This window comes from Pseudomonas sp. LBUM1671 (assembly GCF_059695685.1).
Genome location: NZ_CP166782.1, coordinates 5,365,380 through 5,379,901, shown reverse-complemented (window position 1 = coordinate 5,379,901; position 14,522 = coordinate 5,365,380). Strand labels below are relative to the sequence as shown.

The 14,522-nt window shown below is 58.8% G+C and carries 15 protein-coding genes; 11 read left to right on the top strand and 4 right to left on the bottom strand.

The features are described from left to right. Positions 1 to 188: 188 nt before the first annotated feature. Together ACA060_RS24885 and ACA060_RS24880 are read right to left on the bottom strand one after the other, a co-directional pair. Positions 189 to 530, bottom strand: a complete 342-nt coding sequence (locus tag ACA060_RS24885; RefSeq protein WP_010467527.1) for a zinc ribbon domain-containing protein YjdM — start codon at positions 528 to 530, stop codon at positions 189 to 191. Positions 531 to 722: 192 nt separating this feature from the next. Continuing rightward, entirely contained in the window at positions 723 to 1,691 is a 969-nt protein-coding gene (locus ACA060_RS24880) for a polyprenyl synthetase family protein (RefSeq protein WP_109634975.1), read from the bottom strand. Between the two features lie 240 nt (positions 1,692 to 1,931). On the opposite strand from ACA060_RS24880, the gene rplU reads away from it, so the two are divergent. From rplU to ACA060_RS24855, 5 genes are all read left to right on the top strand, one after another. After that, the gene (gene rplU / locus ACA060_RS24875) at positions 1,932 to 2,246 is read left to right on the top strand and encodes a 50S ribosomal protein L21 (RefSeq protein WP_003176051.1); all 315 of its coding nucleotides are present in this window, start codon (positions 1,932 to 1,934) and stop codon (positions 2,244 to 2,246) included. 34 nt (positions 2,247 to 2,280) lie between these two features. Beyond that, positions 2,281 to 2,556: a 50S ribosomal protein L27 gene (gene rpmA, locus ACA060_RS24870; RefSeq protein ID WP_003215862.1), complete on the top strand. Its 276-nt coding sequence runs from the start codon at positions 2,281 to 2,283 to the stop codon at positions 2,554 to 2,556. A 193-nt stretch (positions 2,557 to 2,749) separates the two neighbouring features. Beyond that, a complete protein-coding gene (gene cgtA, locus ACA060_RS24865) occupies positions 2,750 to 3,973 on the top strand; it encodes an Obg family GTPase CgtA (RefSeq protein WP_010467530.1) in 1,224 nt (407 codons plus the stop codon). A gap of 137 nt (positions 3,974 to 4,110) precedes the next feature. Further along, positions 4,111 to 5,229: a glutamate 5-kinase gene (proB, locus tag ACA060_RS24860; protein WP_109634973.1), complete on the top strand. Its 1,119-nt coding sequence runs from the start codon at positions 4,111 to 4,113 to the stop codon at positions 5,227 to 5,229. Positions 5,230 to 5,241: 12 nt separating this feature from the next. Beyond that, positions 5,242 to 5,706 (top strand): CreA family protein, encoded by a 465-nt coding sequence (locus ACA060_RS24855; protein WP_497313799.1) that lies wholly within the window; start codon positions 5,242 to 5,244, stop codon positions 5,704 to 5,706. 185 nt (positions 5,707 to 5,891) lie between these two features. Here ACA060_RS24855 and rpsT read toward each other — a convergent pair whose 3' ends face one another. Next, on the bottom strand, positions 5,892 to 6,170 hold the full coding sequence (gene rpsT, locus ACA060_RS24850; protein ID WP_008154937.1) for a 30S ribosomal protein S20: 279 nt from the start codon (positions 6,168 to 6,170) through the stop codon (positions 5,892 to 5,894). 252 nt (positions 6,171 to 6,422) lie between these two features. On the opposite strand from rpsT, the gene murJ reads away from it, so the two are divergent. From murJ to ispH, 6 genes are all read left to right on the top strand, one after another. After that, positions 6,423 to 7,961, top strand: a complete 1,539-nt coding sequence (gene murJ, locus ACA060_RS24845) for a murein biosynthesis integral membrane protein MurJ (protein ID WP_497313797.1) — start codon at positions 6,423 to 6,425, stop codon at positions 7,959 to 7,961. 129 nt (positions 7,962 to 8,090) lie between these two features. Beyond that, a complete protein-coding gene (gene ribF / locus ACA060_RS24840) occupies positions 8,091 to 9,041 on the top strand; it encodes a bifunctional riboflavin kinase/FAD synthetase (protein WP_497313795.1) in 951 nt (316 codons plus the stop codon). After that, positions 9,042 to 11,873, top strand: a complete 2,832-nt coding sequence (gene ileS, locus ACA060_RS24835; RefSeq protein WP_497313793.1) for an isoleucine--tRNA ligase — start codon at positions 9,042 to 9,044, stop codon at positions 11,871 to 11,873. Further along, positions 11,866 to 12,378 carry a signal peptidase II gene (gene lspA / locus ACA060_RS24830; protein ID WP_497313791.1) on the top strand — a complete coding sequence of 171 codons (513 nt, stop codon included), beginning with the start codon at positions 11,866 to 11,868 and terminating at the stop codon, positions 12,376 to 12,378. The genes ileS and lspA overlap by 8 nt, the downstream gene beginning before the upstream one ends. Positions 12,379 to 12,385: 7 nt before the next feature. Then, on the top strand, positions 12,386 to 12,823 hold the full coding sequence (fkpB, locus tag ACA060_RS24825; protein ID WP_178082362.1) for an FKBP-type peptidyl-prolyl cis-trans isomerase: 438 nt from the start codon (positions 12,386 to 12,388) through the stop codon (positions 12,821 to 12,823). A gap of 192 nt (positions 12,824 to 13,015) precedes the next feature. Continuing rightward, positions 13,016 to 13,963, top strand: a complete 948-nt coding sequence (gene ispH / locus ACA060_RS24820; protein ID WP_497313789.1) for a 4-hydroxy-3-methylbut-2-enyl diphosphate reductase — start codon at positions 13,016 to 13,018, stop codon at positions 13,961 to 13,963. Here ispH and ACA060_RS24815 read toward each other — a convergent pair. Next, positions 13,932 to 14,489, bottom strand: coding sequence for a GspH/FimT family pseudopilin (locus ACA060_RS24815; RefSeq protein WP_497318348.1), 558 nt, complete (start codon positions 14,487 to 14,489; stop codon positions 13,932 to 13,934). The two genes, ispH and ACA060_RS24815, sit on opposite strands and share 32 nt — an antisense overlap. Positions 14,490 to 14,522: the final 33 nt, after the last annotated feature.

Here is a 14,522-nt window from a genome sequence, read left to right as displayed (position 1 = left end):
ATGTGTTTCAATGAGAATAATTCTTATTCATCAAATAGCAAGGACCTATTGGCGATTTGTGATTTTTTGAGGGTAAAGATTGCGTAAGGTCAAAACGGCTGGCGTTTGGCTATTGCGAGACATGTGGCGGGGAGGCGGGGAGGGTGAAGCACCATCCCACGCGGGGCGCGGGATGGAAGACAGCAGATTCAGACTTTTCTGACGAACTCGGATTTGAGCTTCATCGGGCCGATGCCGTCGATCTTGCAGTCGATGTCGTGATCGCCATCGCACAGGCGGATGTTCTTGACCTTGGTGCCGACCTTGACCACCAGCGACGTGCCTTTGACCTTCAGGTCCTTGATCACGGTGATGGTGTCGCCGTCCTGCAGGACGTTGCCGACCGAATCCTTTTTCACGGTGTCATCGGACGCCGCTTCGGCTTCGCCGCTCGCGGACCACTCGTGGGCGCACTCAGGGCAGATCAGCTGTGCGCCGTCTTCATAGGTGTATTCGGAATTGCATTTTGGGCAGGGTGGCAACGTGCTCACTAAAGCTCCTTGGATTCAAGATGGCTAAAAAGCGCACATTATATAGGGTTTTAGGTGGGTGGTGGGGCAACGCGATTCCTGTGGGAGCTGGCTTGCCTGCGATGCCATCACTGCGGTGCATCTGATACACCGAGGTGACTGCATCGCGGGCAAGCCCGGCTCCCACAAGGGCCGGGGTCGAACAAGTGGGAGTCAGTGAGTGCGGGCTACTGCAAACTCACTCAACTCGACCAATGCATCGCGATACTCGCTGGCTGGCAGCGCATCGAGGCATTTGATCGCACGGGCCACGTAATCACGGGCCAGATTTGCGGTGTAATCCAGCGAGCCAGACGCTTCTACCGCTTCGCGAATGCTTTCCAGGTCTTCGATGCCGCCTTTCTGGATCGCCTTGCGCACCAGGGCAGCCTGTTCCGGAGTGCCTTCGCGCATGGTGTAGATCAGCGGCAGGGTCGGTTTGCCTTCTGCCAGATCGTCACCGACGTTCTTGCCCAGGGTTTGCGCGTCGCCCTTGTAGTCCAGCAGGTCGTCGACCAGTTGAAAAGCCACGCCCAGGTGATCACCGAAGGTACGCAGCGCTTCACTCTGTTCCGGTGTGGCACCGGCCAGGGCCGCCGCACTGTGGGTCGACGCTTCGAAGAGCATCGCGGTCTTGCCGCGGATGACTTCCATGTAGGTTTCTTCGGTGGTGCTGGCGTCACGGACCTTGGACAGCTGCAACACTTCGCCTTCGGCGATGATGCGCGTGGCTTGCGAAAGGATCTTCATCACCGGCATGGAACCCAGTTCGACCATCATTTCAAAGGAGCGTGAGTACAGGAAGTCGCCCACCAGTACGCTTGGCGCATTGCCCCACATGGCGTTGGCGGTCGAGCGGCCACGACGCATGCCGGACATGTCGACCACGTCGTCGTGCAGCAGGGTGGCGGTGTGCAGGAACTCAATGGTTGCCGCCAGCAGGCGCAGGTCATCGCCTTCGCGACCCAGGGCCTTGCCACACAGCAGCACTAATAGAGGACGCAGGCGTTTACCGCCAGCCGAGGTAATGTAATCGCCGATTTTCGATACCAGCGGCACTCGGGAAGTCAGCTGCTTCTTGATGATGCCGTCGACGGCGCTAAAATCGTCCGCCACCGCGCGGTAGAAAGCTTGGGGTTGCATCAGCGACAGTTGCTCCAGAAGGGTTGCGCGGCATGCTAGGACCCACGTCGGCGGGTGTCAAGGCACGATGGACGGCCTCTTGCATCACCCCGGCAGCTTGCGTACAATCGCGCACCCTGAACTTCCTGGGCAGCACCTGCCTTACGCAATTGCAAACAGGCCTTCCAGCCTTATGCAGCCATGCCAGCCAATACCTCTTCTTATAAAGAGCTGGGTGAGCAGGATTATCGGAGAAATACCATGTCGTACGCAGTAATTGTTACTGGTGGCAAGCAATACAAGGTCGCCCCAGGTGAATACCTGAAGATCGAAAAACTGGAAATCGCTACCGGCGAATCCGTTACTTTTGATCGCGTTCTGTTGGTCGCCAATGGCGATGACGTGAACATCGGCGCTCCAGTTGTTGCTGGCGCTACCGTTGTGGCTGAAGTGATCTCCCAAGGTCGTCACGATAAAGTCCGCATCATCAAGTTCCGTCGTCGTAAGCACCACATGAAGCGTATGGGCCACCGCCAGTGGTACACCGAGATCAAAATCACCGGTATTCAGGCTTAATTTCAGCCTAATTCCTCACTAGGAGAATTGACTCATGGCACACAAAAAAGCTGGTGGTAGTACCCGTAACGGTCGCGACTCAGAAGCCAAACGCCTTGGCGTGAAGATGTATGGCGGCCAGGTTATCATTCCGGGCAACATCATCGTGCGTCAGCGCGGCACCCAATTCCACGCCGGTTACGGTGTTGGCATGGGTAAAGATCACACTCTGTTCGCTAAAATCGACGGCGTGATCAAGTTCGAAGTAAAAGGCGCTTTCAACCGCCGTTACGTGAGCATTGTCCCGAAGACTGAAGTCGTCGCGGCATAATTACGTAGATGCTGGAAAAGCCCTGTCTCGCGACGGGGCTTTTTCGTTTGTGGGGTGAGTCTCTTGCAAAGCTGTTTGTGATGGGCTCCAGCGCTGGATTTGCGGTCGTTGATTGAGGTCGCTGCGCTCATTTTTGCAAGAGTCTTATGTCTGGATTTTTTCGGCTCGTCCGTATGACGAGAGGCGTTTTGTTATGAAGTTTGTTGATGAAGTATCGATTCGAGTAAAGGCCGGTGACGGCGGCAACGGTTGCATGAGCTTCCGTCGCGAGAAATTTATTGAAAACGGCGGCCCGAACGGCGGTGACGGTGGTGATGGCGGCTCGGTCTACATGATCGCCGACGAAAACCTCAACACACTGGTGGACTACCGTTACACCCGGCACTTCGATGCCGAGCGCGGTTCCAACGGCGGCAGCACCGACTGCACCGGCAAGAAAGGTGAAGAGCTGGTCCTGCGTGTTCCGGTCGGCACCACCGTCATCGACTCCGCCACTCAGGAAGTGATCGGTGACCTGACCAAGGCTGGCCAGAAACTGCTGGTGGCTCATGGCGGCTGGCACGGTCTGGGCAACACCCGTTTCAAATCCAGTACCAATCGTGCTCCGCGTCAGACCACTCCGGGCAAACCGGGTGAGGCGCGTGATCTCAAGCTGGAAATGAAAGTGTTGGCTGACGTCGGTCTGCTGGGCTTGCCGAACGCTGGTAAAAGTACTTTCATTCGCTCGGTATCGGCCGCCAAGCCGAAAGTCGCCGACTACCCGTTCACCACGCTGGTGCCGAACCTGGGTGTGGTCAGCGTCGATCGCTGGAAGAGCTTCGTGGTCGCGGACATTCCGGGTTTGATCGAAGGCGCTTCCGATGGCGCGGGCCTGGGGATTCGCTTCCTCAAGCACTTGTCGCGTACCCGTCTGCTGCTGCACCTCGTGGACATGGCGCCGCTGGATGACGCCAGCGCTCCGGATGCTGCTGAAGTGATCGTCAGCGAGCTGACCAAGTTCAGCCCGTCCCTGGCTGAGCGTGATCGTTGGCTGGTGCTGAACAAGTGCGACCAGATCCTTGAAGAAGAGCACGATGCTCGCGTCAAGGAGATCGTTGATCGCCTGGAATGGACTGGTCCGGTCTACGTGATCTCCGCCATTTCCAAGCTGGGCACCGAGCGTCTGTGCCACGACATCATGCGTTATATGGAAGATCGCGCTGACCGTCTGGCGAACGACCCTGTCTACAAAGAAGAACTGGCCGAGCTCGATCAGCGCATCGAAGACGAAGCTCGTGCTCAGCTGCAGGCGCTGGATGACCAGCGTGCCCTGCGTCGCAGCGGCGTGAAGTCGGTCCACGATATCGGCGACGATGATTGGGACGAAGAAGATGTGGATGACGAAGACGGTCCGGAAATCATTTACGTGCGTGACTGATTCGTTGCAGTAAACTTAAGCGCCGCTCAATCGAGCGGCGTTTTAGTATCTGGAAATCGATAGTTAGTCACGAATAACCACGAATAACGTTACGGGCAGTGCCAGGTCGCGCTGTCCTCAAGCTAAGGTTGAAGATGATGCGGAGCAAGGTGACAGGTGCGCAGCGTTGGGTCGTGAAGATCGGCAGCGCTTTGCTGACGGCGGACGGCAAAGGCCTGGATCGCGCGGCAATGGGTGTCTGGGTCGAGCAGATGGTGGCGTTGCACGAAGCCGGCGTCGAACTGGTGCTGGTGTCCTCCGGGGCAGTAGCGGCGGGGATGAGCCGTCTTGGTTGGAGTGTACGACCCAGTGCGATGCATGAGCTCCAGGCTGCCGCTGCTATCGGTCAGATGGGGCTGGTGCAGGCCTGGGAATCGAGCTTTGCCGAGCATGGTCGGCATACCGCACAGATTCTCCTGACGCACGATGACTTGTCGGACCGCAAGCGCTACCTGAACGCCCGCAGCACCCTGCGTGCGCTGGTCGAGCTGAAAGTGATTCCGGTGATCAACGAAAACGACACCGTGGTCACCGACGAGATCCGCTTCGGCGACAACGACACCCTGGCGGCGCTGGTGGCCAACCTGGTCGAAGCAGACTTGCTGGTAATCCTTACCGACCGCGACGGCATGTTCGACGCTGATCCGCGCAACAACCCTGATGCGAACCTGATTTACGAAGCTCGCGCCGATGATCCGGCATTGGACGCCGTCGCTGGCGGTACCGGTGGTGCATTGGGTCGTGGCGGCATGCAGACCAAATTGCGCGCTGCGCGCCTGGCGGCGCGTTCCGGTGCGCACACCATCATCGTCGGCGGGCGCATTGAGCGCGTGCTGGATCGTCTGAAGGCGGGCGAGCGCATTGGCACCCTGTTGTCGCCTGAGCGCGGCATGCTGGCGGCGCGCAAGCAATGGTTAGCCGGTCACTTGCAAACCCGTGGCACTCTGGTGCTGGATGCGGGGGCGGTGACGGCGCTGTCCCAAGGCAACAAAAGTCTGCTGCCGGTTGGTGTCAAGCTGGTCCAGGGCAGTTTTCGTCGCGGTGAAATGGTGGTGTGCGTGGCCCCGGACGGTCGTGAGATCGCCCGCGGCCTGGCCAACTACAGCGCGCTGGAAGCACAAAAAATCATCGGTCAGTCGTCTGAGGCGATTGTCGGTCTGTTGGGTTACATGGCTGAGCCAGAACTGGTTCACCGCGATAACCTGATTCTGGTCTGAAGGAATATTTGAATGCGTGTGGCAAAAGGATTGTTGGGTCTGCTGTTGGTAATGCCGCTGCTGGCCTCGGCCGAGGAGATTGGTCAGGTGTCGACGGTGTTCAAATTCGTCGGCCCGAACGACCGTATCGTCGTCGAAGCATTTGATGATCCGAAGGTCGAGGGCGTGACGTGTTACCTGTCGCGGGCCAAGACGGGCGGCGTGAAGGGTGGTTTGGGCTTGGCTGAAGATCGCGCCGAGGCATCTATTGCTTGCCGCCAGGTCGGTCCGATCAACTTCAAGGGTGAACTGAAGGATGGTGACGAGGTGTTCAAGGAGCGCACGTCGCTGGTGTTCAAGACCATGCAAGTGGTGCGCTTCCTCGACAAGAAGCGTAATACGCTGGTGTACCTGGTCTACAGTGATCGCTTGATCGAGGGCAGTCCGCAAAATGCGGTAACGGCGATCCCGATTTTGCCGTGGACGCACGCTCAATAAACTAACAGAGATCCAAAATGTGGGAGCGGGATTGCTCGCGAAGAGGGAGTGTCAGTCGACATGGATACCGACTGGTACACCGCATTCGCGAGCAAGCCCGCTCCCACATTTTTTTGCGCAGCGTTTACCAAATCGCAGGCAATAAAAAACCGACCCTGAGGTCGGTTTTTCAACAAGCTTATCGCTTATGCGGCAACAGCAAGGTTCAGAGCCTTGACGTGACCGTTCAGGCGGCTCTTATGACGAGCTGCCTTGTTCTTGTGGATGATGCCTTTATCGGCCATACGGTCGATAACTGGCACAGCCAGAACGTAAGCTGCTTGAGCTTTTTCAGCGTCTTTTGCGTCGATGGCCTTAACTACATTCTTGATGTAGGTACGAACCATGGAACGCAGGCTGGCGTTGTGGCTGCGACGCTTCTCAGCCTGTTTTGCACGTTTTTTGGCGGAAGGTGTGTTGGCCACCGTCGAGCTCCTCGAAAGACTTTTTAGGAAATAGCAAACAAAATAGGCCGCGAATCATGCCGATGAGTTGATGTCTTGTCAAGGGCGGTTGAGACGTTCCGCTAAGTGGTAGGTATAAAGAGGCGGGATATTTATTTCCGGCGCTTGACCTGTAAACTCGCGAGCTTTGGCTCTGTGCTGCTGCGGCGCGGAGTATCGCATAAGTAGGCGCTTTGTTCGCCTGCTGTTTATCGACAGGCACAAACTCTTTCAATGAATCTGCTCAAATCGTTGGCCGCCGTCAGCTCTATCACGATGCTTTCCCGGATTCTGGGGTTCGTTCGTGACACCCTCATCGCACGCACATTTGGTGCCGGGATGGCGACTGACGCCTTCTTTATCGCCTTCAAACTGCCCAATCTGCTGCGGCGAATCTTCGCCGAAGGGGCTTTTTCCCAGGCATTCGTGCCGATCCTGGCTGAATATAAGAGCCAGAAAGGCGAGGAGGCGACGCGAACCTTCATTGCTTACGTCTCCGGCCTGCTGACGCTGGTGCTGGCCCTGGTCACCGCGCTGGGCATACTCGCCGCGCCGTGGGTCATCTGGGCCACCGCACCGGGTTTCACCGATACCCCGGAAAAATTCGAGCTGACCTCAAATCTATTGCGGGTGACCTTCCCTTATATATTGCTGATCTCCCTGTCCTCATTGGCCGGTGCGATCCTCAATACGTACAACCGCTTCTCGGTGCCGGCCTTCGTGCCGACCCTGCTCAACGTCAGCATGATCGTCTTTTCGGTGTTCCTGACGCCGTACTTCGATCCTCCCGTCATGGCCCTGGGCTGGGCGGTGCTGGTGGGTGGTCTGGCGCAGTTGCTCTATCAACTGCCGCACCTGAAAAAGATCGGCATGCTCGTGCTGCCACGCCTGAATCTGCGCGACAGCGGCGTCTGGCGAGTAATGAAACAGATGCTGCCGGCAATTCTCGGTGTGTCCGTGAGCCAGATTTCTTTGATCATCAACACCATTTTTGCTTCGTTTCTGGTCGCCGGCTCCGTGTCGTGGATGTATTACGCAGACCGTTTGATGGAGTTGCCATCCGGCGTGCTGGGCGTGGCGTTGGGTACGATTCTGCTGCCGACCCTGGCCAAGACCTATGCCAGCAAGGATCGCCAGGAATACTCGCGCATCCTCGACTGGGGCCTGCGCCTGTGCTTCGTGCTGGTGCTACCGTGTTCGCTGGCACTGGGGATTCTGGCCGAACCGCTGACGGTTTCGCTTTTCCAGTACGGGCAATTCAGTGCGTTTGATGCTTCCATGACCCAGCGGGCGTTGATCGCTTACTCCGTCGGTTTACTCGGGATTATCGTGATCAAAGTGCTGGCGCCGGGCTTTTATGCGCAACAAAACATCCGCACCCCGGTAAAAATCGCGATTTTCACGCTGGTCGTTACCCAGTTGTTCAACCTGGTGCTGATCGGTCCGCTGGCTCACGCCGGTCTGGCCCTGGCCATCAGCATCGGTGCCTGCATCAATGCCGGGCTATTGTTCTATCAGCTGCGCAAGCAACAGATGTATCAGCCGCAACCGGGCTGGGCCAAGTTCGGCGCCAAGCTTGTGATTGCGGTGTTGGTGATGTCTGCTGTGCTGCTGGCCGGGATGCACTTCATGCCGGCCTGGGATCAGGGGCATATGCTGGAGCGGTTCCTGCGCCTGGGCGCGTTGGTCGCTGCCGGCGTGGTCAGTTATTTCGGCATGCTGCTGTTGATGGGCTTTCGTTTGCGCGACTTCAATCGCAAGGCGCTGAGCTGAGGCTTTGGCCTCGATAAACATGGGCGAACCGGCGGTTTTGTCGGCTCGATTACTTTGGGTTACGGTGTTGCCTGTCGTCGGCCGCCGGGTGTGGTTATAATCGACCACTTTATGAGCAAGAAGCGCGTTATGCAGCTGGTTCGAGGCCTCCACAACCTGCGCCCCCAGCATCGGGGCTGTGTCGCCACTATTGGCAACTTTGACGGTGTTCACCGTGGCCACCAGGCTATCCTGGCGAGGCTGCGTGAGCGCGCTATCGAGTTGGGCGTGCCCAGCTGCGTGGTGATTTTCGAGCCGCAGCCGAGAGAATTCTTCGCCCCGGACACGGCCCCGGCCCGTCTGGCCCGGCTGCGGGACAAACTGCAGCTGCTGGCCGACGAAGGTGTCGACCGGGTCTTGTGCCTGGCCTTCAATCACCGTCTGAGCAAGCTCAGCGCCAGTGAGTTCGTTGACACCATTTTGGTCGACGGCCTCGGCGTCCAGCACCTGGAGGTCGGTGATGACTTTCGGTTCGGCTGTGACCGGGTAGGGGATTTCGATTTCCTGCAACAGGCCGGCATCGTTCAGGGCTTTACCGTCGAAGCGGCGCAAACCGTCGAGCTGGACGGCATTCGCGTCAGCAGCACCCAGGTCCGCAATGCCCTGGCCGCTGCCGACTTTGCCCTGGCCGAGCGACTGCTCGGGCGTCCGTTCCAGATCACCGGGCGGGTCCTGCACGGTCAGAAGCTGGCGCGCCAACTGGGTACGCCAACTGCCAACATTCAACTCAAGCGTCGTCGCGTGCCGCTGACCGGGGTTTACCTGGTCAACGTCGACATCGACGGCAAGACCTGGCCAGGTGTCGCCAACATTGGCGTGCGGCCAACGGTCCAAGGGGATGGCAAAGCCCACCTCGAAGTACACTTTTTAGATTTTGCCGGCGATCTGTATGACCGGCGTTTGACGGTGGTTTTCCACCACAAGCTGCGTGAAGAGCAGCGTTTCGCCTCTCTGGAGGCGCTTAAGACGGCGATCAATGCGGATGTTGCCGCCGCCCGTGCCCTGTCGCACCTAGCGCCAATCGCTAATGAAGAGCCTTAAATGACCGACTATAAAGCCACGCTAAACCTTCCGGACACCGCCTTCCCAATGAAGGCCGGCCTGCCTCAGCGCGAACCGCAGATCCTGCAGCGCTGGGACAGCATTGGCCTGTACGGTAAGTTGCGCGAGATTGGCAAGGATCGTCCGAAGTTTGTCCTGCACGACGGTCCTCCGTATGCCAACGGCACGATTCACATCGGTCATGCGTTGAACAAGATTCTCAAGGACATGATCATCCGCTCGAAAACCCTGTCGGGTTTCGACGCGCCTTATGTTCCGGGCTGGGACTGCCACGGCCTGCCGATCGAGCACAAAGTTGAAGTGACCCACGGCAAAAACCTGGGCGCGGACAAAACCCGCGAACTGTGCCGTGCCTATGCCACCGAGCAGATCGAAGGGCAGAAATCCGAATTCATCCGTCTGGGCGTGCTGGGCGACTTCGCCAACCCGTACAAGACCATGGATTTCAAGAACGAAGCTGGTGAAATCCGCGCTTTGGCCGAAATCGTCAAGGGCGGTTTCGTGTTCAAGGGCTTGAAGCCTGTGAACTGGTGCTTTGACTGCGGTTCGGCCCTGGCTGAAGCGGAAGTCGAGTACGAGAACAAAAAGTCATCGACTATCGACGTGGCTTTCCCGATTGCCGACGAAGCCAAACTGGCTGCCGCTTTCGGTCTGGCGTCGCTGGCCAAACCTGCCTCGATCGTGATCTGGACCACCACCCCGTGGACCATCCCGGCCAACCAGGCGCTGAACGTTCACCCGGAATTCAACTACGCCCTGGTCGACGTCGGCGACAAACTGCTGGTGCTGGCTGAAGAACTGGTCGAGTCGTGCCTGGCCCGTTACAGCCTGGAAGGCTCGGTCATCGCGACCACCACCGGTAAAGAACTGGAACTGATCAACTTCCGTCACCCGTTCTACGATCGTCTGTCGCCGGTTTACCTGGCCGACTACGTTGAACTGGGCGCTGGCACCGGCGTGGTTCACTCCGCTCCGGCGTACGGCGTGGACGACTTCGTGACCTGCAAGAAATACGGCATGGTCAACGACGACATTCTCAACCCGGTACAGAGCAACGGCGTTTACGTGACATCGCTGGAGTTCTTCGGCGGCCAGTTCATCTGGAAAGCCAACCCGGCCATCGTCGACAAGCTGACCGAAGTCGGCGCGCTGCTGCACACCACCATCATCGAACATAGCTACATGCACTGCTGGCGTCACAAGACCCCGCTGATCTACCGCGCCACTGCGCAGTGGTTCATCGGCATGGACAAAGAGCCTGTCAGCGGCGACACCCTGCGCAAGCGCGCGCTCAAAGCCATCGAAGAGACTCAGTTCGTTCCGGCCTGGGGCCAGGCGCGCCTGCACTCGATGATCGCCAACCGGCCGGATTGGTGCATCTCCCGTCAGCGCAACTGGGGTGTGCCTATCCCGTTCTTCCTCAACAAGGAAAGCGGTGAGCTGCACCCACGTACCGCCGAGCTGATGGAAGAAGTCGCCAAGCGCGTCGAAGTCGAAGGCATCGAAGCCTGGTTCAAGATGGACGCCGCCGAGTTGCTCGGTGACGAAGCGCCACAATACGACAAGATCAGCGACACCCTGGACGTCTGGTTCGATTCGGGCACCACGCACTGGCACGTCCTGCGCGGTTCGCACCCGATGGGCCACGAGACCGGCCCGCGTGCCGACCTGTACCTGGAAGGTTCGGACCAACACCGCGGCTGGTTCCACTCGTCGTTGCTGACCGGTTGCGCCATCGACAACCACGCGCCGTACCGCGAGCTTCTGACCCACGGCTTTACCGTCGACGAGTCCGGTCGCAAGATGTCCAAGTCCCTGGGCAACGTGATCGCGCCGCAAAAGGTCAACGACACTCTGGGCGCAGATATCATGCGTCTGTGGGTGGCTTCCACCGATTACTCGGGTGAAATGGCGGTTTCCGACCAGATCCTGCAACGCAGTGCGGACGCCTACCGGCGGATCCGTAACACCGCGCGCTTCCTGCTCTCGAACCTGACCGGTTTCAACCCGGCCACCGACATCCTGCCGGCCGAAGACATGCTGGCGCTGGACCGTTGGGCCGTGGATCGCACCCTGCTGCTGCAACGCGAGTTGCAAGAACACTACGGCGAATACCGCTTCTGGAACGTCTACTCCAAGATTCACAACTTCTGCGTGCAGGAATTGGGCGGTTTCTACCTCGACATCATCAAGGATCGCCAGTACACCACTGGCGCCAACAGCAAGGCCCGCCGTTCGGCGCAAACCGCGCTGTACCACATCAGTGAAGCGCTGGTGCGCTGGATCGCGCCGATCCTCGCCTTCACCGCTGACGAACTGTGGGAATACCTGCCGGGCGAGCGTAACGAGTCGGTGATGCTCAACACCTGGTACGAAGGCTTGACCGAATTGCCGGACAACGTCGAACTGGGCCGCGCCTACTGGGAGCGGATCATGGCGGTGAAGGTCGCGGTCAACAAGGAAATGGAAATCCAGCGCGCGGCCAAGGCCGTCGGTGGCAACCTGCAAGCCGAAGTGACGCTGTTCGCCGAAGACGCTCTGAGCGCCGACCTGGCCCAGCTGAGCAACGAACTGCGCTTCGTGCTGATCACTTCGACCGCGAGTGTGGCGCCTTTTGTTCAGGCACCTGCGGACGCGGTAGTCACCGAAGTCAGCGGCCTGAAGCTGAAAATCGTCAAGTCGGCCTTCGCCAAGTGCGCCCGTTGCTGGCACTGCCGTGAAGACGTCGGCGTGAACCCGGAGCATCCGGAAATCTGCGGTCGTTGCGTCGACAACATCAGCGGCGCTGGCGAGGTTCGTCATTATGCCTAATGCCGTTGGCCGTTTCGGACGGCTGAGCTGGCTCTGGTTGAGTTTGCTGGTCCTGGTCATCGACCAGGCCAGCAAGTTCTACTTCGAAAACAAGCTCGAAATGTTCCAGCAGATCGTGATCATTCCCGATCTGTTCAGTTGGACCCTGGCCTACAACACCGGCGCGGCCTTCAGCTTCCTGGCTGACAGTTCTGGCTGGCAGCGTTGGTTGTTTGCCCTGATCGCCATTGGGGTGAGTGCGGTTCTGGTGGTCTGGCTCAAGCGTCTGGGGCGCAACGAAACCTGGCTGGCCATCGCTTTGGCGCTGGTGCTGGGCGGGGCGCTGGGCAATCTGTATGACCGCATTGCCTTGGGCCATGTGATCGATTTCATTCTGGTGCATTGGCAGAACCGCTGGTACTTCCCGGCGTTCAACTTCGCCGACAGTGCAATTACCGTCGGTGCCGTGATGCTTGCGCTGGATATGTTCAAAAGCAAGAAAACCGGAGAAACCGTTCATGACTGAACAGGTATTGGCTGAGCAACGCATCCGCCAGAACACGGAAGTCACCTTGCACTTTGCACTGCGCCTGGAGAACGGCGACACGGTCGACAGCACCTTCGACAAAGCCCCGGCGACCTTCAAGGTCGGCGATGGCAACCTGTTACCGGGTTTCGAAGCGGCGCTGTTCGGCTTCAAGGCGGGCGATAAGCGCACGCTGACGATTCAACCGGAAAACGCGTTTGGCCAGCCAAACCCGCAAAACGTGCAGATCATCCCGCGTTCGCAGTTCAAGGACATGGACCTGTCGCCGGGTTTGCTGGTGATCTTCAACGATGCGGCCAATACTGAGCTGCCGGGTGTTGTGAAAGAATTTGATGACGAGCAAGTGACCATCGACTTCAATCACCCACTGGCCGGCAAGACATTGACCTTTGACGTCGAGATCATCAGCGTCAAATCGCTGTAACTGACCGAATGCGGTCTAATTGTGGGAGCGGGCTTGCTCGCGAAAGCGGTGTATCAGCCAACATTTTGTTGAATGTGAAGCAGCCTTCGCGAGCAAGCCCGCTCCCACATTAAGATTTTCACTGTTTTCGAACCCGGTGTTCGTATGACAGGTGGCACTACTATTTCTTGCGCGCAAGACACGAGGCACAGCATGCAAATCAAACTCGCCAACCCCCGTGGCTTCTGCGCCGGCGTGGACCGGGCGATCGAAATCGTCAACCGCGCCCTGGAAGTCTTCGGGCCGCCGATCTATGTGCGCCACGAAGTGGTCCACAACAAATTCGTCGTCGAAGACCTGCGTGCTCGCGGGGCGATCTTCGTCGAGGAACTGGATCAGGTGCCGGACGACGTCATCGTGATCTTCAGTGCCCACGGCGTTTCCCAGGCTGTGCGTACCGAAGCCGCCGGCCGAGGCCTGAAAGTGTTCGACGCGACTTGCCCGCTGGTCACCAAGGTGCACATCGAAGTCGCGCGCTATAGCCGTGATGGCCGTGAATGCATCCTCATCGGCCACGCCGGTCACCCGGAAGTCGAAGGCACCATGGGCCAGTACGATGGCAGCAATGGTGGCGCGATCTATCTGGTTGAAGACGAGAAAGACGTTGCCTCGTTGCAGGTGCTCAACCCCGACAAACTGGCGTTCGTGACCCAGACCACCCTGTCCATGGACGACACCAGCCGCGTGATCGACGCCCTGCGTGCACGCTTCCCGGCGATTGGTGGCCCGCGCAAGGACGACATCTGCTACGCCACGCAAAACCGTCAGGACGCCGTCAAGCAACTGGCCGACGAATGTGATGTGGTACTGGTGGTCGGCAGCCCGAACAGCTCCAACTCCAACCGCTTGCGTGAACTCGCCGAACGCATGGCCACCCCGGCTTACCTGATCGACGGCGCCGAAGACCTGCAAAAGAGCTGGTTCGACGGTGTCGAGCGTATCGGTATCACCGCTGGCGCCTCTGCTCCGGAAGTGCTGGTGCGTGGCGTGATCCAGCAGTTGCAGGCCTGGGGCGCTACCGGGGCCGATGAATTGGCTGGTCGCGAGGAGAACATCACGTTCTCCATGCCTAAAGAGTTGCGCGTGCGCTCCCTGCTTTAACTTTTTTCCCTCCCGGACACAGCGCCTGCTCAGCTTTATCGCTGCGCAGGCTGACGCGACCGGTCGCGGCCAGCACCACCTGGCGCTGGCTGACCGGTTCGCGGGCTGCGCAAATGTGCAGCGTCCCCGCTTGAAAGGCCCGGCCAGGCATTTGTGGTTCGCCAATACGGCTGAAACGCACGAATCGCTTGACCGGCCAATTACCGACAATCGGCACCCGAGCGCCACTTACGCGCTCAATCAGCATCGGATTGCTGCTGTCCTCCGGCCCTTTGCCGCTGATATCCAGAATGATTCGCCAGCCCTGGCCCCAGTCGTCGTTGATGCCATGGATGACGGTGGCCTGATTACGCGCGAGTGCTTCGCTTCGGGCACTGCGAATACCACTGGCAAGAGACTTCGCCGCCTCCTCGCGATGATTCGATTCTGTAAGCGCCGCGAACGCCGGACTGACCAACAGCAGAACAATCCCGGCAATTGTCAGTCCCATGAGCAGTTCGATCAGGCTGAAGCCTCGCTGATGCATATCATCTCCCTCCGTGGAGTGCTGCGGCCCGCG

Excerpts from the sequence above, each read along its gene's own strand:
- cgtA (WP_010467530.1), top strand. The coding sequence starts at position 2,750 with ATGAAGTTTGTTGATGAAGTATCGATTCGAGTAAAGGCCGGTGACGGC.
- murJ (WP_497313797.1), top strand. The coding sequence starts at position 6,423 with ATGAATCTGCTCAAATCGTTGGCCGCCGTCAGCTCTATCACGATGCTT.
- ribF (WP_497313795.1), top strand. The coding sequence starts at position 8,091 with ATGCAGCTGGTTCGAGGCCTCCACAACCTGCGCCCCCAGCATCGGGGC.
- lspA (WP_497313791.1), top strand. The coding sequence starts at position 11,866 with ATGCCTAATGCCGTTGGCCGTTTCGGACGGCTGAGCTGGCTCTGGTTG.
- ileS (WP_497313793.1), top strand. The coding sequence starts at position 9,042 with ATGACCGACTATAAAGCCACGCTAAACCTTCCGGACACCGCCTTCCCA.
- ispH (WP_497313789.1), top strand. The coding sequence starts at position 13,016 with ATGCAAATCAAACTCGCCAACCCCCGTGGCTTCTGCGCCGGCGTGGAC.
- ACA060_RS24880 (WP_109634975.1), bottom strand. The coding sequence starts at position 1,691 with ATGCAACCCCAAGCTTTCTACCGCGCGGTGGCGGACGATTTTAGCGCC.
- proB (WP_109634973.1), top strand. The coding sequence starts at position 4,111 with ATGCGGAGCAAGGTGACAGGTGCGCAGCGTTGGGTCGTGAAGATCGGC.
- ACA060_RS24855 (WP_497313799.1), top strand. The coding sequence starts at position 5,242 with ATGCGTGTGGCAAAAGGATTGTTGGGTCTGCTGTTGGTAATGCCGCTG.
- rpmA (WP_003215862.1), top strand. The coding sequence starts at position 2,281 with ATGGCACACAAAAAAGCTGGTGGTAGTACCCGTAACGGTCGCGACTCA.
- ACA060_RS24815 (WP_497318348.1), bottom strand. The coding sequence starts at position 14,489 with ATGCATCAGCGAGGCTTCAGCCTGATCGAACTGCTCATGGGACTGACA.
- rplU (WP_003176051.1), top strand. The coding sequence starts at position 1,932 with ATGTCGTACGCAGTAATTGTTACTGGTGGCAAGCAATACAAGGTCGCC.